Source organism: Bradyrhizobium sp. 33ap4 (assembly GCF_032654765.1).
GTDB lineage: Bacteria > Pseudomonadota > Alphaproteobacteria > Rhizobiales > Xanthobacteraceae > Bradyrhizobium > Bradyrhizobium australafricanum.
Genome location: NZ_JAUMTJ010000021.1, coordinates 61,322 through 78,141, shown reverse-complemented (window position 1 = coordinate 78,141; position 16,820 = coordinate 61,322). Strand labels below are relative to the sequence as shown.

Sequence of the window (16,820 nt, the reverse complement as noted above, 5' to 3'; positions counted from 1 at the left end):
CGCTTCCCCGCCGGCTCAGTCGGCAGAGAGTTCCTCGGCCACGGCCCTGACCTGGGCCAGCGAGCTGCCGCCCGCAGCTTCGGTCGCCGCCATGACGGCGCCCTCGACGATCGGGGCGTTGCAGACGACAACGAGATCACGCCGCGCCGGCTCCAGCATTTCGACCGCCATTTCGCTGTTCGTCTCGGCGCCGCCGAGGTCGACAAGCACAGCAACGCCTTTTGACGACCAGGCATCGTTGATGGCGTCGATGATCAGCGGCACGCTGGTGCCGAGACCACCATCGGGATTGCCGCCGCAGAAGGCGACCTTGACCTCGCTGCCGACCATCTGCCGCACCATGTCCGCGGTTCCCTTGGCGATATCCCGGGAATGCGAGACGATCACGATCCCTACGGTATCGGTCATTGCCGCGCCTCCAGGCCAGCGCACACAGCGTGCAGCAGAACGCAGCTCGATCGTGCCCCCGGATCGACATGACCGACGCTGCGCGCACCGAGGAACGACGCCCGGCCCTTGGTGGCTTGCATCGGCACTGTGCGCTCAACCGCTTCAGCCGCGGTGATGCGCACCCGCTCGATCAGATCGGGCTGGCCGGCGCCCGCTTTCAGTGTCTCCAGCACCGGAACGAGCACATCGAGCATCGTCTTCTCGCCGGCCTGCGAGCGGCCGCGCGCGCTCACCGCGTCCACTCCGCTACCGAACACGTCGGCGAGATCGTCGGGCAGGTGTTTGTCTTGCGACAGCGCCTCGCCCGCGGCGAGAAAGAAACTGCCATAAAGCGGGCCGGAGGCGCCGCCGACCGTCATGACAAGGGTCTTGCCAATCGCCTTGAATGCCTCGTTGAGCGGCTGCGCCGAGATGGCATCGAGCTTGCCGAGTACGGCTTCGAAGCCGCGCTTCATGTTGGTCCCGTGGTCGCCGTCGCCGATCGCCTGGTCCAGGCTCGTGAGCTCCGGCGCGCTGGCGATGACCTGCTCGGCGGCCGCCTTGAGCAGCGACTTGAATGTCTCCGGTTGCACAGACATCTATCTGAACCTCTCGCTCCCCTATTGGACCATCGCGCCGATGCGTTGCCCCGCCCGGTCGAAACACAGCGGACGCACCAGTTGCAATTCAACCTCCTGGCCGGCCCGCAGCGGTTGGTGCGGATCCGCCAGCGTCACCAGCGTTTCGCCCTTATAGTCGAGGTGAACGTGATTCTGCTCGCCGAGATGCTCGACGCGATGCACCCGACCGACCATCTGCCCGCCGTTGCGCGCGGCGATCTGAAGGTGCTCGGTGCGGATGCCGACCGTCTCCGTTTCCGGCGGTATCGCCATATCGGACAGCAGCCGTGCGGGCAGGAAATTGATCTGCGGCGTCCCGAGCCGCGACGCGACATAGCTGCTGGATGGATTTTCGTAGATCTCCCTCGGCGTGCCGAGCTGAAGCAGCCGGCCGTCCTTGATCACGCCGATCCTCGATGCCATCGTCATGGCTTCGACCTGATCGTGGGTCACATACAGGATGGTCGCGCCGAGCTCGAGCTGGATCCGCTTCAGCTCGAGGCGAAGCTCGGCGCGGAGCTTTGCATCCAGCGACGACAGCGGCTCGTCCATCAGATAGATCGAGGGATCGCGCACCAGCGCGCGGCCGATCGCGACCCGCTGCATCTCACCTCCCGACAGACGGGTGGCGCGATTATTCAGCTTGCTGGCGATATGCAGGAGCTCTGCGGTCTGCTCGACACGCTTGCGGATCTGTGGCTCCGGCACGCGCCGCGCAGGAGAGCGCAGCGGGAACGCGAGGTTGTCATAGACCGACATATGCGGATACAGCGAATATTGCTGGAACACGAATGCGATGTCCCGTGCACCCGGCGGATCATGCGTCACGTCGCGCCCGCCGATCATGACCGAACCGGCGTCGGGGCTCTCGAGCCCGGTGATCAGCCGCAGCGTCGTGGTCTTGCCGGCACCGCTCGGCCCGAGCAGGACGAGGAACTCACCGTCGTTCACCGTCAGTGAGAGGTCGCGCACCGCCTCCACCGCGCCGAAGCGCTTGCTGATGTTGCGCAAGCTGACGTCAACCATGGCGCCCTCCCTCCTCGCCGGCGGTCCTGATCGCAAGGCCGCTGCCGGCATCGAACAATGAGAGTCGAACGGAGTTGAATTCGAGGCCGACGGTCTCTCCGATCCGCACCGAGGCGCTCGACGGCAGCCGCGCCGCGACCCGTCCATAGGCCGTGTCGATCGTGACGATCTGCGTCGTGCCGAGATATTCCGCGCCGAACACCTCGCCGCGAACGGATCCGGCGTCGGTGAATCGAATATGTTCTGGACGAATCCCGAGGGCCAGCGCAGCGCTGGGGCGGTCCTCGCGGATCTCGGGCACCACGAGCCTGGTGTCGTGAAAATTGATCGCCCGGTCACCAGATCGCAGGCCGCCCTCGAAGCGCAGGAAGTTCATCGGAGGCGAGCCGATGAAGTCGGCCACGAACATGCTGGCGGGCCGGTCGTAGACCTCCTGCGGCGTGCCGATCTGTTCCACGCGCCCCTTGTTCATGATCGCAATCTGGTCGGCCATCGACATCGCTTCGAGCTGGTCGTGGGTGACATAGACCGTGGTCGCCTTGATGCGATCGTGCAAATCGCGCAGCTCGCCGCACATCAGATGACGAAACTCGGCGTCGAGCGCGCCCAGCGGCTCGTCCATCAGGAAGGCCTTCGGGCGCCGCACCATGGCTCGCCCGAGCGCGACACGCTGGCGGTCGCCGCCCGAGAGCTTTGATGTCTTGCTCGACAGCAGATGCTCGATCCGCAGCATCCGCGCGGTCTCCTGCACCCGCTCGCGAATCTCGTGCCGCGCCATGCCCTGGCACTTCAGCGGGAAGCCGATATTCTGCCCGACATTCATATGCGGATAGAGCGCGAACAGCTGGAACACGAACGCAATATCGCGGGCGGCGGCGCGGTGGAACGTGACGTCCTCCCCGTCGAGCAGGATCTTGCCCTCGGTCGGCAGCTCGAGGCCAGCAATCATGCGTAAGGTGGTGGTCTTGCCGCAGCCGGAAGGGCCGAGCAACGCGAAGAAAGTGCCGTCGTCGATGGTGAAGGTCGACCCTTCCACCGCGGTGAACTGATCGAACGACTTGCGAAGATTTTCGATGCGGATCTGAGCCATGTCCCTATTCCGGAAAGTGGCTGACGACGACGAAGCCTACCGTGCCGGCCAGAATCGTCACGAATGAATAGCTGTAGAGATCGATCGAGAAGGGCTGCACCAGCATGAAGATGCCGCCCCCGATCAGGGTCATCGCAACGGCCTCCCAGCGCCCGCGGCTGAAGAAGCGGTGCAATGTCCCCTTGGTTCCCTTGGCCTCCTTAACAACAGCTGAACCGCTCATTTGCGCACCGCTCCGAAGGTGATGCCGCGCAACAGATGCTTGCGGAGCAGCACGGTGAACATGACGATCGGGACGACGAACAGCGTGGTCGCGGCGGCAACCGCCGGCCAGTCCTGCCCGCCCTCACCGATGATGAAAGGGATGAAGGGCGGCATGGTCTGCGCCTCGCCGCTGGTCAGCAGAACCGCGAAGGCGTATTCATTCCAGGAGAAGATCAGGCAGAAGATCGCGGTCGCCGCAATTCCGGTGACGGCCTGCGGCAGCACCACCTTGCGCAGCGCCTGCAGTCGCGTGTAGCCGTCGACGAGAGCCGCCTCCTCGTACTCGCGTGGGATCTCGTCGATGAACCCCTTGAGCAGCCAGACCGCGAGCGAGACGTTCACGGCGGTATAGAGCAGGATCATTCCGAGCCTGGTGTCGGTCAGGTTGAGCTGCCGGTACATCAGATAGATCGGGATCGCGACCGCGACCGGCGGCATCATCCGCGTCGACAGAATGAAGAACAGGAGATCGTCCGCCAGCGGAATGCGGAAGCGCGAGAAGGCGTAGGCCGCGAGCGTACCGAGGAAGACGGCGAGGAAGGTCGAACCGAACCCGATGATGAGCGAGTTGACGAAGCGCGGGACGACTTTGGACGGTCCGGCAATGACCATGTCATGCTTGCGGACCAGCTTGTCATACCAGGTCTCCGGGGGCGGCAACTTGGCGATGAAATCAGGTGTCTGGCGGGTGCGCACCGTGAACAGGTTGACATAACCTTCGAGCGTCGGCTCGAAGATCACCTTGGGCGGATAGGCGATGGCATCGCTTTGCGACTTGAAGGCGGTGGCGACGATCCAGACCAGCGGCAGGATCGTGATCAACGCATAGAGGATGACGAGAGCACCAGCGAATGCCTTGGTGCGCGGCGAGGCCTCGACGATCGAGTGTGCGCTGGATCTGGCCAGGACCGATTTGGCTACGGCAGCGGTCATCGTTGCTTCACCTTGTTGAGCGCTTTGACGTAGATGTTGGCGGCCCCGAACACGGTCACGAACAGGATGATGGCGAGCGCGGAGGAATAGCCGGTGCGCCACTTCTCGAATGCCGCACGCTTCAGCGTGATCGATACGAGCTCGGTGGTCGACCCCGGCCCTCCCGAGGTCAGCAGGTTGACCATGTCGAACATCTTGAAGTTCTCGATCGCGCGAAACAGCACCGCCAGCATCAGGAACGGCACCGTCATCGGCAGCGTGATCGACCAGAACTGCCGCCAGGCCGAGGCACGATCGACTTCGGCCGCCTCGTAGATGTAATCCGGGATCGAGCGCAGCCCGGCGAGACAGATCAGCATCACGTACGGCGCCCACATCCAGGTGTCGACGAGCACGATGGTCCATGGCGCGAGCGCGACTTGCCCTGTCATGCTGAAAGAGCTCGGCGGCACACCGGTGAACAAGCTGATCAGATAGTTGAACGGGCCGATCTGCGGCTGCAGCAGCAGCGTCCAGAAATTACCGACAACCGCCGGCGACAGCATCATCGGCAGCAGGATGATCGTGGTCCAGAAGCTGTGGCCGCGGAACTGACGGTTGATCAGAAGCGCGAGCCCAAAGCCGACCACGACCTGCAAGGCGACCGAGCAGATCACGAATTGCGCGGTGGTCTGGAGCCGGAACCAGACGTCCTCGTCGTTGAGTATGTCGCTGAAATTGTCGAGCCCGACAAACCGCAGCGGCAGATAGGACATGCTGAGGTTGAGGCTGGTGAAGGACAGCCGGATCATCCAGACCAGCGGAAAGATGTTGATCGCGAGCAGCAGCGCAATCGTCGGCGCGACGAACAGCCACGCGATGGTCCGGTCGGACAGACCATGGCCGCGGCGCACGGCGCGGGATTTGGCGGGCTCGCTCACGCCCGGGATCGTAGCATGGTCGGGTTGCAGGATCGTCGTCATCTTGTCCATCGGCTGGTTCGTCTTCCCCGAGGCTGACCTCGGGGAAGCCAGTTCAGTTGGGACGCGGCGTTCGGGCTATTGCGAGGCGACTTGCTTGCCCTGTTCCTTGAACACCTTGGTCCAGTCCTTGACCAGGAGATCGAGCGCCTGCTGCGCCGTGCCCTTGTCGGCGACGACGTAGTCGTGCACCCGCTTCTGCATATCAAGCAGCAGCTGGGCGTAGGACGGTTCGGCCCAGAAGTCCTTGACGATACCCATCGACTCCAGGAATTGCGGCGCGAACGCCGCGCTCTTCGGGAAGTCCGGCGCGTCGACCACCGCCTTGAGCGCCGAGTAGCCGCCGATCTGCCACCATTTCTGCTGCACGGCGGGCTGCGCGAACCACTTGATATAGGCGAGCGCGTCGTCCTTGCGGTCGGAGGTCGCAACCACCGAGATGCCTTGTCCGCCGAGCTGGGTGAAGTGCCCGTTCGGGCCAGCCGGATTGACGAAGAAGCCGATCTTGTCGCCGCCCACATTCGGATCCTTGTAGAGGCCGGGGAAGAAGGCGAACCAGTTCATCTGCATCGCCACCTGGCCCGACTTGAAGGCATCGAGCCCTTCCTGCATGTAGGCGTTGGTCATGCCCGGCGCGGTGCAGCACTTGTAGAGCTCCTTGTAGAATTCGAGCCCCTTGGCCGCCTCGGCGGAATTGACGATGCCCTGCATCTGGTACGGCTTCTTCGGATTGTCGTAGCTGAAGCCGTAATTGTAGAGGACGTTGGTCACGCCCATCGTGATGCCTTCGGAGCCGCGCTCGGTGAAGATGTAGGCGCCGTAGACCTTCTTGCCGTCGATCTCGCGGCCCTGGAAGAACTCCGCGATCTGCTTCAACTCGTCATAGGTTTTCGGCGGCGCCAGATCACGACCGTACTTGGCCTTGAAAGCCGACTGAATGTCGGGCCGCGAGAACCAGTCCTTGCGATAGGTCCAGCCCACGGCGTCGGCCATCGCCGGCAGCGCCCAGTAGTTCGCCGAATTCTTCGGCCACTGCGAATAACCGACAACGGTCGCCGGGACGAAGTCGTCCATCGAGATGTGCTCTTTGTCGAAGAAATCGTTGAGCTTGACGTACCACTTGTTCTCGGCGGCGCCGCCGATCCACTGGCTGTCGCCGATGATCAGGTCGCAGAGCTTGCCGTGGGAGTTGAGCTCGTTGAGGAAGCGATCCGCGTAGCTCGTCCAGGGGACAAACTCGTACTTCATCTCGATGCCGGATTGCTTGGTGAAATCCTTGCCGAGTTCGACCAGCGCGTTGGCCGGATCCCATGCCGCCCAGCACAGCGTGAGCTGCTTACCCTGGGCCGCAGCTTCGCCTCCGCCAAATATCCCCAGCAGCGCCGCCCCGAGAACCGTGGTGGCCGCCGAGCTTCTCAGCCAATTGAATGTCCGCATATCCGTTTCCTCTCTCGTTGAAGCATCCAACCCGCTCGGCGCGCCCTGCCGGAGCGACGCCAAGACCCTGAAACCGAGTTTGAGGAGCGATGAGTGAAGGACGAGACGGACCGCTGCCGGAGACGGCTCCGGCATGGCTTGGGCTCCTCCTGCACATCGGCGCTCGATGCGCGATGTTTAGTTTTTTGTATTACTAAACGTAGTACTAAATTTTTTGGCCCGTCAAGCCGGTTCTCGCGACCTTGGCGAAAATATTCCCGACGCTCGCACGCGCAAGCGTCGACGTTTGCAATGCAGCAACTTCCCCATAATTGCAGCGAATGCGGCGAACAACGATTGCGACCTGGTCCGGAGGACGCAATTCGGTCCGTCCTGATAACAGGGAAGCCGGAAGGTCAGCCGCGGCCAGCATGTTTAGTATACCACTTTACTGAACGTTCAACAAAGCGATTGGGCGCGCGAGCAGCCTCAGCTTCGGCCGAAATCCGCCATTGCCGCGAACCGCACCGGTTTCGCGCCAGAAAACGACCTCACCAAAGCGCGACGAACGCCATCGAACTCAAGCATGGTGCAGCTAGATCAACGAAGCTGATCTTGCTCCGCCGCTCATAACCGGTCTGGTTGCAGGTTCGAGTCCTGCCGGGCCCACCAAGACACGTGGAGCCGTCACCGTTTCAATAGGCGCGCGCGAAGTCACCCTCCTGCTTGATGTCAGTGAATACCGGAAAGCGCGCTTTCCACGGCGTGCCCTTGGCCGTCGTCAGCTTGTTGAGCCGCTCAAGCACGCCGAGGCCATCCTTGCGCAGGCCCGCCGAAACCGCCGCAAGGTCCGGGAAATTCTTCAGGACGGCATCGAGCCAGATGGTGCGACCGGCCAGGAAACCGCCCGCGCCCGCGGCATAGGCGAAGTCGAGGACACGCTCGAATTTTTCCGGCGCGGCGCCGCCCGACAGCAGGACCCAGGGAATGCTCCGCTCGCGGCAGATATCGCCGATTGCATCGAATTCCTTCTGCGCGGCCGTGGCTTCGGCGCTGCCGTCACGGGCCGGCAGGCTGTTGGCCGCGAGGGGACTCTCAAGCTTCAGGAGATCGACGCCGTATTCGGGCTTGGCAAACTCGCGCACGCTATCGATGACGAGGCCCGGCAGCTTGCCGGGCGATTCCACGTAATCGGCGGTGTGATTGGCGCTGCCAAGGAACGGATAGACCAGCAGTTCAAGAACATAGGGAACGTCGTGGCGGGCGCACTCCTCGCCAATCTCGCGCACGAAGCGCTTCTGATGCTCATTGACCGCGGCGTCCGCATCCGGCCGATACCAGGCCAGCACCTTGACGGCGTCGCCGCCCATGGCGCGAATTTTCTCCACACTCCAGTTGGCGATCGCGCGCGACTTGCGACCGCCCGCGGTCTCCTCGACGCGATGCTCCTCCAGCGTCATGATCAGGCCGCAGCGCGGCGGCAACAGATCGATCGCTGCGGGCACGGCAAAATTCGGGTCGAACAACATCGAGCTGCAATGCGGTGCGAGGTTCTCCACGAGGAGCCGCTTGGCCGCCGTGACGTCGGAATATTCGACCTGATCCCGCGTGATTCCCTTCGCCTTCGCAATGGCATCGAACAGCGGCGGCCGCTGATCCAGCGCGACCATGCGAAAGTGGCCTTCCGCGTCAGCAAGGCGGCCCAGCCCGCGGTTCTTTCCAATCGTTCTCATGGCTTCGTCCTCATGAATGCAAGACAGTCGTTGATGGTGGGGATTCCGTTGCGGCCACCGGCGTGGCGACATTTCATCGCGGCCGTGGCTGCAGAAAACGCCATGGCGTTGCGCACATCGAGGCCGACGCCGATCGCAAGGGCATAGGCGCCATGGAAGACGTCGCCGGCGCCGGTGGTATCGACGACATCGACGGCATAGGCGGCGTGCCGGTGCAGCTGGCCATTCTCGTACCAACTGACGCCGCCCTCGCCGCGCGTGACGGCGATGACACTGCAGCCCAGCCGCGCCAGTGCTGCGAGAGATTCGTCTTTGGCAGACCCGGCGAAAGAAGCGAGCGCAGGCTCGGAAAAGATCGCATGGTCGGTCAGGGGCAGCAGTCGCTCGAATACCTCGGCATCAGCCATGTCGCCGTCGAGCACCGTCGGAATGCCGCGCGCACGCGCCTCGCGAAACAGCGTCGCGGCGCCCTCCACCCAACGCGGATCGGCCAGCACCGAGGATGCGCGAGCGACGGCTTCAAGCGGAAGCCAATCGGCCGCTTCCGGAAACAGACCACGGAAGTTCACGATCTGCCGCTCGCCCGAACTGTCGACAATGATCCCCGAGACCGATGAGCGGCCATCGGGAAACAGCCGGAAATTCTCGACGTCGACACCTTCGGCCGCAAAAGCCGACCGCATCTCGTGCCCGGCGGCATCGTCCCCTGCCCGCCCCCAGAACGCGACGGAGGCACCGAGCCGTGCGACCGCGACCGCGGCATTGGCGGCCATTCCGCCGCCAAGGGTACCGTAGTCGATGGCCTTTATCTTCTCGCTGTTGCCCGCAAAGAGCCGATCGACGCGCCAGACCTGATCGAGCGCGGATAGCCCAAGGCAGATCATCTGGACGCCCCTGGCTCCCGTCGCCACATCCGCGAGCGCCGAAAGAGCTGCTATGTTCGCCGACGCGCTCACCGCAAGACCTGCCCGTTCGCTGCATCGAACAAATGCGTCTTGCCCGGCTGCGGCCGCAAGCTAAGGCGATCGCCGGGCTTTGGTCGCAACGACGGATCGACCCTTGCGATCGCGGAGACGCCGGCGAGATCGAAATGGATCAGCGTATCCGAGCCGAGCGGCTCGACCAGCTTGACGTTGATGGCGATGCCGTCCGCCGCATCGGTCGTGACGGCAAAATGTTCAGGACGGATGCCGAGCACGGCATTTCCCGCCTGCTGCAGACGGCTTGCGGCCTCACCGTCCAGCGGCACCGCCGTTGCGCCTTGCGAAAGGATCGCGCGCTCCTCACGCCATTCGACCGGGAAGAAGTTCATGGCGGGCGAGCCGATGAAGCCGGCGACGAACTGGTTGGCCGGCCGCTCGTAGACCGTCTCCGGCGTGTCGTATTGCTGGATCGTCCCGTTCTGGAGCACCACGATCCGGTCGGCCATCGTCATGGCCTCGATCTGGTCATGGGTCACGAAGACCATGGTGGTCTTGAGCTCCTGCGATAGCGCCTTGATCTCGGCCCGCACCTGTCCGCGCAGTTTTGCGTCGAGGTTGGACAACGGCTCGTCGAACAGGAACGCCTTGGGATTGCGCACAATCGCACGGCCCATGGCGACGCGCTGGCGCTGTCCGCCGGAGAGCTCCTTCGGCTTGCGATCGAGATAGGGCTCGATGTGCAGGAGTGCGGCGGCACGCTTCACGCGCGCATCGATCTCCGCCTTTGGCGTTCCCCGCAGCTCCAATGCGAACGACATATTGTCGTAGACGCGCATGTGCGGATAGAGCGCGTAGTCCTGGAACACCATCGCGATGTCGCGCTGTGCAGCTTGCACGCCGTTGACGCGCTTGTCGCCGATGTAGAGGTCACCCGACGTGATCGGCTCGAGACCCGCAATGATTCGCAGCAGGGTCGACTTGCCACAGCCGGACGGCCCGACGAAGACGACGAATTCATGGTCCGCGATCTCCAGATTGAGATCGGGGATCACAGTGAAACTGCCGTAGCGCTTGACGAGGTTGCGGATCGAGATCGAGGCCATGATCGCTTAATCCAGCGCCAGTACCGGCTTGATCAGCTCGCCCCTGGCAAAGCGGGCGAAATTCTCAGGCAGGGCCGACAGGCCGAACTCGCCGTCGACGAGGACGCGGTATTCGTCCTTGAACTTGCGCAGCAGCTCGATGTTCGGCTCGAAATCCGAGACCGGAAAGTAGAAGGTCCGGATCATGTAGAAGTCCTTGCGGCGGAACACCTTGCCCTCCTCGATGGTCCAGGGCGCGGCGTTCTCGCCGACCAGCACCAGCGCGCCGCGCGGCAGGACAAGCTCGATGCCGAGGTTGCGCGCCGCATGCGCGCCGGAGCATTCCATGATGAGAGCAAAGCGCTTCGAGGCGTCGCCCACGGGATGCGCCTTCGCGCCGAAGGATTGCGCGATCTTCAACCGCGTCGCATTGGGGTCGGCAACGTAGATGTCGTTGTAGCTGAGCGCACGGAGCGCCAGCACGACGCCGAGGCCGACCGGCCCGGCGCCCATGACAAGAACAGGTCCGGCCTCACCGGGCGGCACCACGCGGCTGACGAAACGCACGGCGTGGCCCGACGTGCCGATGGTGTCGAGCAGCAGCGGCGCAAGGCTGTCCTCGATGTCATCGGGCACCGGCAGCAAACAGTTTTCCGGCACCGGCACGTATTCGGCGTAGCCGCCCGGCCGGTTCCAGCCGATCAAGCTGGAGACCTCCAGGCACATCTGGGTATCGCCGCGTTTGCAGGCCGCGCAATGGTCGCAGTGGAGTGGAATATAGACGGCACAGCGGCGACCATGCAGCCGGTGACCGGGCTGCTCGACCACGCCGAAAATCTCATGGCCGGCGGTGAACTCTGCGCCCTTGTGCCAGAGCTTGAAGTCCGAACCGCACAGCGCGGTGCGCGAAGCGCGCACGAGCACTTCACCTGTGCCGACGTCAGGCATTGCCACGCGCTCGATGGTGATGCGGTCGCCGCCGTGGAAGACCGCGGCCTGCATGATCGAATTCGGACGGGGTGACACGTTCATCAGATACCTAGCCTTTCACCGCACCGAGCGTCAGTCCGGACACCAGCCAGCGCTGAACCAGGGCAGCCAGCACCAGCGGCGGCAGTGCGATCAGCGTCGCCGCGGCCATGAGAGCGCCCCATTGCGTCGAGCCTTCGCCGATGAAGTTGAAGGCCGCCGCGATCAGCGTCTTGGTGTCGCCGTTGGAGAGCACCAGCGCAAACAGGAAGTAGTTCCATGAGAAGACGAAGGCGAGGATCGCCGAGACGGCGACGCCGGACGCCACCAACGGCAGCGCGATACGCCAGAGGATGCGCGTGACGCTGCATCCGTCGACCTGCGCCGCCTCGAAGACGCTGCGCGGGATGCCGTCGAAGGACGGCAGCAGCACCCAGATCACGATCGGCAGCGTGATGACCGCGTGGCTCAGGATCAGCGCGGTGTAGGAGCCGATCATCCCGACCTGCCGGAACATGACGTACCACGGCAGCAGGAACAGCGTGCCCGGCGCCATGCGCGCCGCGAGCGTCAGGATCGCCGGCCACGAGATCCGTGTCCAGGAGACGGCGAAAGCGGCGGGGATGCCGAACAGTAAGCCGAGCGCCGTCGAGCCGACGGTGACGATGAGGCTGTTGAGCGCATAGCTGAGGAACGGCGTGGTCTTGGTCAGCTCGACATAATTGTCGAGCGTCGGCGTGAAGATCAGCGTCGGCGGATAGGCCGTGACCTCGAACGACGGCTTGAACGAGGACAACACCATCCAGACCGTCGGCGCCATGATGAGCACGCCGGCGAGCACGAGCTGCACGGTGTTGAGCCAGCGGATCCAGCGGTCGGTGTTGGCGGCATCCGTCATGACATCACCACGCCACGGCGCCGCGCAGGCGGTTGAAGGCGAGCACGGCGCCGAACACGATCGCCGTCAGCGTCAGCATCAGGGCGCTGGCGTAACCGATGTTGAAGAACTCGAAACCCACCCGGAAGCCGTAGATGTTGAGCGTGTTCGAAGCGTTGCCGGGGCCGCCCTGGGTGGTGATGTAGATGATGTCGAAGAAGCGCAGGAGATCGACGCTGCGCAGGATGGCCGCGGTGACGATGGTCGGCAGCAGCAGCGGCAGCGTGATGCGCTGGAAGGTCTTGAACGGCGATGCCCCGTCGATCTGCGCGGCCTCGTAGACACTCGGCGGCAGCGATTGCAGGCCGCCCAGCACGATCAAGGCGACATATGGCGTCCACTGCCAGCTGTCGATCAGAGCGACGGTCGGGATAACCCACGTCGGCGACGCCAGCCAGTCCGACGGCGGCAGGCCGAGCGACTGGAGGATGTAGTTGGCCGCGCCCAGCGAGGGATCGAGGATCACCAGCCACATCATGCCCGCCACCACCGGCGGCATCATGAATGGGGAGATGAACAGCGAGCGCACGATTCCCGGCAGGCGCCTGGCGTGAAACAACACCAGAGCCAGCCACACGCCAAAGACGAGCTGGAGCACCAACGATAGCACATAGAGCGCTATGGTGATCCAGAGTCCGTGCCAAAACTCGTAGTCGGAGATCAGCTTTGAATAATTGGCGAGGCCCGCAAAGGACTGCTTGCCGGTCGAGGAGAATGTCTGGAAGCCGAGCCAGATCGTATAGACGACCGGAAACGCGATCATCGCGACCGTGAAGATCACGGCCGGCGCCGAGAGCGCCGCCATTTCCAGCTTCTGCCGGTCCTGCGTGAGTGTCGCAGCCGCGTCCGACATGCGTCCGTTTCCTTGAGAGTGAGGCGCCGGCAGGCATAAGCCTGCCAGCATCAGGCGGTTACTTCTGGGCGATCAGCGCATCGAGCGCCTTGTCAGCATCGGCACAGGCTTGGTCGATCGGCTTCTGCTTCAGGATCAGGTCCTGCACGGCCTGGCCGATGAACTCGCGCGATTCCGGATTGGCGATGATGGGATAGCCGACCTCGGAGGAGCCCTTCGTGGCCAGCACATCGAGCGCAGCCTGCCATTCCTTGCGGACGGGTTCTTCGTCGATCCATTTACGGTACTCAGGATCCTTGGCAACCGACGGCCGCGGCGGGGCAATGCCCTGGAGCGCCATTTTCTTCTGCACCTCGGGGCTGGTTGCCCACTGCACGAAGTACCAGGCCGCGTCCGGCTGCTTGCTGTGCGAAGACACCGCCATGCCCCAGCCGATCGTGGTCGGCACCTGGCCGGCCTCGCCTGCCGGGAACGGCAACAGGCCGGTATCCTTCAGGCGCACGCCGCCCTCCATCACCGTGCGCAACTCGTTCGAGGATTCGAATGCCATCGCGGCGCGGCCGCTGCGGTAGAGCGCCGAAATCTGCTGGAAGCTGTAGTTGACCACACCCGGCGGACCGAAGTCGCGCAGCAGCCGGCTATAGGTGTCGAGTGCTTCCTTGCCCTTGGCCGAGCAGAGGTTCGACTTGCCGCCTGCGATGTAGCTGCCTCCGATGTTGTGCAGCATGTTGCTGAAGGTGTAGGCGACCGCGGGCTTGAGGCCACGCGAGACAAAGGGCGTGACAGCGCTGTCGCAGGTCTTGATCTTCTCGGCCGCCGCCTCGACATCCTTGATGGTCTTCGGCGCCTCAATGCCGCACTTCTTGAAGATGTCGGTGCGGTAATAGAAGATCGGACCTTCGATGTTCATCGGCATGCTGGTCAGCTTGCCGCCGAAGGTCGCGGCCTTGAGCAGGGCCTGGCTCAACCCGGCCGGGTCGTATTCCTTGGCTACCTCGTTCTTGGCCATCGCAGTGAGATCGCCGTACCAGCCGGCCGCGGCGAACTGCTCACCCTCGCGCGAAGGCAGCGTCATGAACACGTCGACCTCGTCGCTGTTCGCATTCATGACGGTGACCAGACGCTGGCGCATCTGTTGTTCCTGATAGCCGTCGACCTTCAGGGTCATGCCGGTCAGCTTCTCGAAATCGGCCTTGTAGGTCAGCAGTGCCTGCGCGACCGGATTGTTATTGGCGAGAAAGGTGACGGTCCTGCCCTTGAACTTCATCCAGTCGAAATCGGCCGCATGAGCCTGCGCGCTGACGGCGACAAGCGCGAGAACGGGCAACGCGACGTGCGTCGCGAGCATCCTGACCTTCATCGAACTCTCCTCCCCGGCTGGCCGCCTTAAGCTGGCGGGCCATTTTGAACGCGGCTTGAAAACGGTTACAATCTAGACCTCACATCGGTTGTGTCAAGCAATGGACAAACCGGATATTCTGCGGCAAATTTACGAGATTGCCGCTACCACGCGGTTTGCCCCATCGAATGTAACGTTACATTGATACGATTGACCAACGCCAAATCCGTGAAACAGGGCATCCGCGCCGTCGCAGCCCGTGCCGGCGTCTCAACGGCCTCGGTGTCGCGCGCGCTCAACAATCCCGATGCGGTGAGCCCTTCCCTGCGGGCGCGCATCGAACAGGCCATCGACGCGCTCGGCTACATTCCGCATGCGCCGGCGCGCATCCTGTCGTCACGGCGCTCGCGCACGCTTGGCGCGATCGTTCCGACCATCGACAACACGATGTTCGCGCGCGGCATCGCCTCGCTGCAGCAGTATCTCTCCTCGGTCGGATACATGCTGTTTCTCACCACGAGCGGCTACGATCTCGACGTCGAATTGCAGCAAGCGCGCAATTTGATCAGCCGCGGCGTCGATGGACTTGTGCTGCGCGGTGATTGCCATCACGAGGGACTGCGCAAGTTGCTTGCGGACAACGCGGTTCCCTTCATCAATGTCGGCATCTACCAGCCTGATCGACCCCACCCGTGCGTCGGAACCAACAACGAAGCGGCCGCCCATCGCGCCGCTGCGCATGTCATCGAGCTTGGCCACCGCCGCATCGGGATCGTCTCGGCGCTCCAGCGCAACAACGACCGCGCCAGCGCTCGCGTCGCCGGCTTTCGCCGCGCGCTCACCGAGAACGGCCTGGAGCTTCCGCCGCAATGGCATGTCGAGGTGCCCTACACGCTGGATGACGCGCGCGAAGCGGCCCGCTATCTCCTCAACCTGAAGGATCGTCCGACCGCCGTCGTCTGCGGCAACGATGTGATCGCCTACGGCGTGTTGCTCGAGGCGGAGCGCGATGGATTTTCGGTGCCGCGTGACCTGTCGGTGGTCGGCTTCGACGATCTCGACTGGAGCCGCCACTTGCGGCCGAGCCTGACCACGATCCACGTACCGACCGGAGAAACCTGGCAGCGCGCCGGGGAATATCTGGTGCGCAGCCTCGCCGGCGAGCAGACCATCATGCATCGCGAGATCGACTTCTCCCTGGTGGTCCGTGAATCGACGGCTCCCCCTCTCAAATCCTGAAGCGAGACCCCTCCAATGCGCTCAAACTTCTCTCTTGCGTCCGACTTCCATGCCGTGGTGATCGGCGGCGCCGGCGACATTGGCGCCGCAATCAGCAATCAGTTTTGCGACCTCGGCGCGACAGTGACCGCAACGGCGGCCAACGAGACCGATCTGGCGCGCACTTTGCTGAAATCGCGCGCCGGACTCACACTCGCGACGCTCGACGTCACGAACGACGACGCTGTCGCTTCTTTTGCCCGACAGCAAAAGCGCGTCGATGCGCTGGTCAACTGCGCGGGAATCCTCGCCCGCGACAAGGAATACGAGATCGAGACCTTCATGAAGGTGCTCGACGTCAATCTCACGGGCACTTTTCGAACCTGCATGGCGTTCCGCCCGCTTCTCGCCGAGAGCAAGGGCTCGATCGTCAATCTTGCCTCGATGAACGCGACCTTGGCGCTGCCGCGAATCCCGGCTTATTGCGCCAGCAAGGGCGGTGTCGTGATGCTGACCAAGGCGCTCGCGTTGGCATGGGCCGAGCAAGGCATCCGGGTCAATGCGGTTGCGCCCGGCTATATCGAAACGGCGATCAATGCGGCCGGCCGCACCGATCGCGCGCACTATCAGCGCATCGCCGACCGCACCGCGTTCAAGCGGTGGGGTCAGCCGGAGGACATTGCGGGAGCCGTCGCATTCCTCTGCATGCCGGCATCACAATATGCGACCGGCACCGTCGTCGCGGTGGATGGCGGGTTTCTTGCCGGATGAGCCAAGAAACCAACGGATACGGCCTGCATAATGTCGCCGGAAATGTTTGGGAATGGTACGAGGACCGCCTCGCACCGTCGGGAGTCCCCTTGAATCGCGAGCCTGCACCGAACCGCTCGACGCGCGGTGAATCCTGCCTCGAGTCCCACGGCAGCCGCCACCGCTTCGCAGCGCGAAACCCGAACGCGCCGGTCGGCTCGTCGGGCACGACCGGCTTCCGTGTCGTGCGCACCGGGCAGCTGCGGGATTCGGCATAGG

Annotated in this window: 18 protein-coding genes; 3 read left to right on the top strand and 15 right to left on the bottom strand. The window is 63.6% G+C overall.

What is annotated here, in order from left to right; all coding sequences use genetic code 11:
* Window positions 1-15 precede the first annotated feature (15 nt).
* The 15 genes from dhaM to Q2M23_RS17965 form a co-directional block, all read right to left on the bottom strand.
* A complete protein-coding gene (dhaM, locus tag Q2M23_RS18035; RefSeq protein WP_028163196.1) occupies window positions 16-408 on the bottom strand; it encodes a dihydroxyacetone kinase phosphoryl donor subunit DhaM in 393 nt (130 codons plus the stop codon).
* Entirely contained in the window at window positions 405-1,028 is a 624-nt protein-coding gene (gene dhaL / locus Q2M23_RS18030) for a dihydroxyacetone kinase subunit DhaL (protein ID WP_057021013.1), read from the bottom strand. The genes dhaM and dhaL overlap by 4 nt, the downstream gene beginning before the upstream one ends.
* A 21-nt stretch (window positions 1,029-1,049) precedes the next feature.
* On the bottom strand, window positions 1,050-2,075 hold the full coding sequence (locus tag Q2M23_RS18025) for an ABC transporter ATP-binding protein (protein ID WP_316396331.1): 1,026 nt from the start codon (window positions 2,073-2,075) through the stop codon (window positions 1,050-1,052).
* Entirely contained in the window at window positions 2,068-3,165 is a 1,098-nt protein-coding gene (locus Q2M23_RS18020; RefSeq protein ID WP_316396330.1) for an ABC transporter ATP-binding protein, read from the bottom strand. Before Q2M23_RS18020 ends, Q2M23_RS18025 begins: the two co-directional genes overlap by 8 nt.
* Before the next feature lie 4 nt (window positions 3,166-3,169).
* Window positions 3,170-3,388, bottom strand: a complete 219-nt coding sequence (locus tag Q2M23_RS18015) for a hypothetical protein (RefSeq protein WP_057021016.1) — start codon at window positions 3,386-3,388, stop codon at window positions 3,170-3,172.
* Complete coding sequence (locus Q2M23_RS18010) at window positions 3,385-4,362, bottom strand: carbohydrate ABC transporter permease (protein ID WP_016843403.1); 978 nt, start codon at window positions 4,360-4,362, stop codon at window positions 3,385-3,387. The genes Q2M23_RS18015 and Q2M23_RS18010 overlap by 4 nt, the downstream gene beginning before the upstream one ends.
* On the bottom strand, window positions 4,359-5,333 hold the full coding sequence (locus Q2M23_RS18005; protein ID WP_141339626.1) for a carbohydrate ABC transporter permease: 975 nt from the start codon (window positions 5,331-5,333) through the stop codon (window positions 4,359-4,361). The genes Q2M23_RS18010 and Q2M23_RS18005 overlap by 4 nt, the downstream gene beginning before the upstream one ends.
* Window positions 5,334-5,399: 66 nt before the next feature.
* Complete coding sequence (locus Q2M23_RS18000; RefSeq protein WP_028335636.1) at window positions 5,400-6,758, bottom strand: ABC transporter substrate-binding protein; 1,359 nt, start codon at window positions 6,756-6,758, stop codon at window positions 5,400-5,402.
* A 674-nt stretch (window positions 6,759-7,432) separates the two neighbouring features.
* Window positions 7,433-8,470, bottom strand: a complete 1,038-nt coding sequence (locus Q2M23_RS17995; RefSeq protein WP_316396326.1) for a tagatose 1,6-diphosphate aldolase — start codon at window positions 8,468-8,470, stop codon at window positions 7,433-7,435.
* Window positions 8,467-9,426 (bottom strand): sugar kinase, encoded by a 960-nt coding sequence (locus Q2M23_RS17990; RefSeq protein ID WP_316396325.1) that lies wholly within the window; start codon window positions 9,424-9,426, stop codon window positions 8,467-8,469. Before Q2M23_RS17990 ends, Q2M23_RS17995 begins: the two co-directional genes overlap by 4 nt.
* Window positions 9,423-10,496: an ABC transporter ATP-binding protein gene (locus Q2M23_RS17985; protein ID WP_168856297.1), complete on the bottom strand. Its 1,074-nt coding sequence runs from the start codon at window positions 10,494-10,496 to the stop codon at window positions 9,423-9,425. Before Q2M23_RS17985 ends, Q2M23_RS17990 begins: the two co-directional genes overlap by 4 nt.
* A gap of 6 nt (window positions 10,497-10,502) precedes the next feature.
* Window positions 10,503-11,507, bottom strand: a complete 1,005-nt coding sequence (locus Q2M23_RS17980; RefSeq protein WP_316396323.1) for a zinc-binding dehydrogenase — start codon at window positions 11,505-11,507, stop codon at window positions 10,503-10,505.
* 7 nt (window positions 11,508-11,514) lie between these two features.
* Window positions 11,515-12,342 (bottom strand): carbohydrate ABC transporter permease, encoded by an 828-nt coding sequence (locus Q2M23_RS17975; RefSeq protein WP_028335651.1) that lies wholly within the window; start codon window positions 12,340-12,342, stop codon window positions 11,515-11,517.
* A 4-nt stretch (window positions 12,343-12,346) separates the two neighbouring features.
* On the bottom strand, window positions 12,347-13,234 hold the full coding sequence (locus Q2M23_RS17970) for a sugar ABC transporter permease (RefSeq protein WP_316396321.1): 888 nt from the start codon (window positions 13,232-13,234) through the stop codon (window positions 12,347-12,349).
* Window positions 13,235-13,292: 58 nt separating this feature from the next.
* A complete protein-coding gene (locus tag Q2M23_RS17965) occupies window positions 13,293-14,594 on the bottom strand; it encodes a sugar ABC transporter substrate-binding protein (RefSeq protein WP_316396320.1) in 1,302 nt (433 codons plus the stop codon).
* 183 nt (window positions 14,595-14,777) lie between these two features.
* Here Q2M23_RS17965 and Q2M23_RS17960 point away from each other — a divergent pair, with 183 nt between their 5' ends.
* From Q2M23_RS17960 to Q2M23_RS17950, 3 genes are read left to right on the top strand one after another with little or no spacing between them, the layout of a single operon-like run.
* Window positions 14,778-15,812: a LacI family DNA-binding transcriptional regulator gene (locus tag Q2M23_RS17960; RefSeq protein WP_057021071.1), complete on the top strand. Its 1,035-nt coding sequence runs from the start codon at window positions 14,778-14,780 to the stop codon at window positions 15,810-15,812.
* Window positions 15,813-15,827: 15 nt separating this feature from the next.
* On the top strand, window positions 15,828-16,562 hold the full coding sequence (locus tag Q2M23_RS17955) for an SDR family NAD(P)-dependent oxidoreductase (RefSeq protein ID WP_316396318.1): 735 nt from the start codon (window positions 15,828-15,830) through the stop codon (window positions 16,560-16,562).
* Window positions 16,559-16,819, top strand: coding sequence for an SUMF1/EgtB/PvdO family nonheme iron enzyme (locus Q2M23_RS17950; protein ID WP_057021025.1), 261 nt, complete (start codon window positions 16,559-16,561; stop codon window positions 16,817-16,819). The genes Q2M23_RS17955 and Q2M23_RS17950 overlap by 4 nt, the downstream gene beginning before the upstream one ends.
* Window position 16,820: the final 1 nt, after the last annotated feature.

Coding starts and splice junctions, on each gene's coding strand:
- Q2M23_RS17965 (WP_316396320.1), bottom strand. CDS start 14,594: ATGAAGGTCAGGATGCTCGCGACGCACGTCGCGTTGCCCGTTCTCGCG.
- Q2M23_RS18010 (WP_016843403.1), bottom strand. CDS start 4,362: ATGACCGCTGCCGTAGCCAAATCGGTCCTGGCCAGATCCAGCGCACAC.
- Q2M23_RS18020 (WP_316396330.1), bottom strand. CDS start 3,165: ATGGCTCAGATCCGCATCGAAAATCTTCGCAAGTCGTTCGATCAGTTC.
- Q2M23_RS18025 (WP_316396331.1), bottom strand. CDS start 2,075: ATGGTTGACGTCAGCTTGCGCAACATCAGCAAGCGCTTCGGCGCGGTG.
- dhaL (WP_057021013.1), bottom strand. CDS start 1,028: ATGTCTGTGCAACCGGAGACATTCAAGTCGCTGCTCAAGGCGGCCGCC.
- Q2M23_RS17975 (WP_028335651.1), bottom strand. CDS start 12,342: ATGACGGATGCCGCCAACACCGACCGCTGGATCCGCTGGCTCAACACC.
- Q2M23_RS17955 (WP_316396318.1), top strand. CDS start 15,828: ATGCGCTCAAACTTCTCTCTTGCGTCCGACTTCCATGCCGTGGTGATC.
- dhaM (WP_028163196.1), bottom strand. CDS start 408: ATGACCGATACCGTAGGGATCGTGATCGTCTCGCATTCCCGGGATATC.
- Q2M23_RS17985 (WP_168856297.1), bottom strand. CDS start 10,496: ATGGCCTCGATCTCGATCCGCAACCTCGTCAAGCGCTACGGCAGTTTC.
- Q2M23_RS17980 (WP_316396323.1), bottom strand. CDS start 11,507: ATGAACGTGTCACCCCGTCCGAATTCGATCATGCAGGCCGCGGTCTTC.
- Q2M23_RS18000 (WP_028335636.1), bottom strand. CDS start 6,758: ATGCGGACATTCAATTGGCTGAGAAGCTCGGCGGCCACCACGGTTCTC.
- Q2M23_RS18015 (WP_057021016.1), bottom strand. CDS start 3,388: ATGAGCGGTTCAGCTGTTGTTAAGGAGGCCAAGGGAACCAAGGGGACA.
- Q2M23_RS17970 (WP_316396321.1), bottom strand. CDS start 13,234: ATGTCGGACGCGGCTGCGACACTCACGCAGGACCGGCAGAAGCTGGAA.
- Q2M23_RS18005 (WP_141339626.1), bottom strand. CDS start 5,333: ATGGACAAGATGACGACGATCCTGCAACCCGACCATGCTACGATCCCG.
- Q2M23_RS17995 (WP_316396326.1), bottom strand. CDS start 8,470: ATGAGAACGATTGGAAAGAACCGCGGGCTGGGCCGCCTTGCTGACGCG.
- Q2M23_RS17950 (WP_057021025.1), top strand. CDS start 16,559: ATGAGCCAAGAAACCAACGGATACGGCCTGCATAATGTCGCCGGAAAT.